1 protein-coding gene and 1 pseudogene are annotated in these 2518 nt (G+C 72.0%); both read right to left on the reverse strand.

The window, feature by feature from the left end:
• A pseudogene (locus VFF46_RS05175) lies at positions 1-1547 on the reverse strand (hypothetical protein); the annotation flags it as partial.
• Between the two features lie 37 nt (positions 1548-1584).
• Positions 1585-2518, reverse strand: a 934-nt coding sequence (locus VFF46_RS05180) for a class I SAM-dependent RNA methyltransferase (protein ID WP_325035861.1), incomplete at its 5' end; no start/stop codon positions are given.

Here is a 2518-nt window from a genome sequence, read left to right on the forward strand (position 1 = left end):
GTGCCTGCGTAGGCCGACGGCGCGAATGGTGAGCCGGTTGGCGTCTCATCCGCGGAAGTCGTCGTTGGCTCGTGGGCGGCGCCGGCGTGTGGCGTGTCAGGGGCCTGGGCGGCCGGAAGCGCCGACGGGGCGAAGGGGGAACCGGTCGGGGGCTCGTTGGATTGGGGAGGTTGGTGGGGTGGGTTTCCTTGCCATTCGCCGTTGACCCAGCGGGGGCCGCTCCATTCGGGGGCGGGGGTGTCGTCGGTGAAGGGGGTGTAGGCGCTGGTGGGGTCCTGGTCGGGCCAGGAGGGTTGTTCGGTGGTTTCCCAGTCCTGGTCGGGGGCGGGGGTTGCGGCGGCGGGTGCGTCGGCGAAGAGGCTGTTGTAGAAGTCGTCGCCTTCGTACTGGCCGCCGCCTACGCGTGGCGGTTCGGAGGACGGGAGGGTGTAGCCGGCGTCCGGAGGGGTGTGGCGGATCGGCAGGCCGGAGCTCGGGGTGTCACTCGGGATGTACGTACCGGGAGCCGCCGGGTCGTACTGCGGAGGACCGGCAGCAAACGGTCCGGCAAGCGGCGCGGCGGGCGGTCCCGCAGGCGGTGCAGCGGACTGTCCAGGAATCGATGCGCCGGGCGGTCCGGCGGGCGATGCAGCGGACGGTCCAGTGGACGGCGCAGGAAGCGGCTCGGCGGGCGGTCCGGCGGGCTCCCCGGTGGGGGGTGGGTCTTGTTTGCGGCGTCGGAGCCAGCCTTGTTTTTTCTGGGTTGCGTCGTCGGCGGGGAGCGGTTGGCCGGTGAAGGGGCTGATGCCGGGTGGGACGACGTACGACTCCTCGTCGTCCAGCAGTTGGTTGTCTCCGGTCACGTGGGGCTCAACGACCGAGACCTCGGCCGCGTCAGGGGCTTCAGGGAAACTTGCCGGTTCTGCAAAGTTCTGGGTGAAATCCGCCGCCGCCGCGACCCCGGCGGGCAGGTCCGGCTGCACCGGCGAGCGGGGGTCGATGCCGAAGGGCGCGAAGAACGCCGCGAGCGCGTCCGCGGGCAGCGCCGGGCCGCGCGCGGCCTCGATCAGCGCGACCCCGTACGGCCGGAGCTCGTCCAGTCCGCCGAGGTAGTCGGACCACTCGGCGACCCACTCGATCATCTCGTCGGCGGTCGCCTCGTCGGAGGTGATCCACTGCCCGATCTGCCCGAACCCGTCGTCGACCGGTTGCCACGGATCGCCCGGGTACGACGCCCGCGCCCAGGTCGCGTTGAACGCGCCGTACACGAAGCCGAGCTCGCCCGCGGTCGCCCGCCGCCGAACCTCGGGCTGCGCGATCCAGTCCGGCGACCCGGCCAGCAGGTCGGTCCGGGCGGTCTGGCTGTGGTGCGTGTGGAACCCGAACAGCACGGCCCGCCCGTCGCCGAGCCGGACCATGTGCAGCACCGAACCGGTCTCGTCCTGGTGGTGGTACCCGTCGGCGTCGGCGTACCACCGGCGGTCGAAGCCCGTGGCATGGGCGACCGCGGCGAGTGCGGTCCAGCGGGCGCGCAACTCCTCCGGGTCGTCCAGGTCAACGAGCGGCATCGGGTCTCCAAGCGCAGGTGGAATCCAGGCTCAGACGCTACCCGAGGCCTCCCGTACTGACCACTTCACTGTCCACAGGCTCGAGTACGGCGACGCACTCGATGTGGTGGGTCATCCCGAACAGGTCGAACGCGCGCAGCGACGCGATCCCGTACCCGAGCCGCCCGAACGTCTTCAGGTCCCGCGCCAGCGCCGCCGGATCGCACGCCACGTACGCCACCCGGCGCGGCCCGAGCGCGGCGATCCGCCGTACGACGTCCTTCCCGGCCCCGGTGCGCGGCGGATCCAGGACCACGAGGTCCACCCGCTCCAGGCCCTGCCCGGCGGCCGCGTTCAGGACCCGGTCGACGTCGCCGTTCTCCAGCGTCACCCCGTCGAGGTCGTGCAGGTTGCGCCGGGCGTTCCGGACCGCGTCCTTGTCACCCTCGATCGCCAGCACCGCGCAGCCGGCCTCGGCCAGGAACGCCGCGAACAGCCCGACACCCGAGTACAGGTCGAGCGCGGTCTCTCCCGCGACGGGCTCCAGTCCGCTCAGTACGGCGTCAACGAGCGTCTCCGGCGCCGCCGGGTGCACCTGCCAGAACCCACCGGCCTCCACCAGGAACCGCCGGTCCCGGACGACCTCGACCAGCCGCTCCCCCGATTCCTGCTCCGTCTGTACGGCGGTCTTGCCCTCGGACGACACGACGGCCTGCACGGACGACACGCCCGGCCACCGCGTGCTCAGTACGTCGGGAGTCCCCGGATGCGCGATCAAGCACCGGTCGATCGGCACCAGGTCGTGCGAGCGGTGCGCGAACATCCCAGGCCGCCCGTCCACGACGGCGTACCGCATCCGCGTCCGCCAGCCGAGGCCGTCGTCGCCGGGCGACTCCATCACGATCGTCCGGTCGATACCGCCGATCCGGCGCAGCGTGTCCGACACGACGGTCGCCTTCAGCCGGCGTTGCTCCACGATGTTGGCGTGCTGG

Source organism: Kribbella sp., assembly GCF_035655035.1.
Lineage (GTDB): Bacteria > Actinomycetota > Actinomycetes > Propionibacteriales > Kribbellaceae > Kribbella.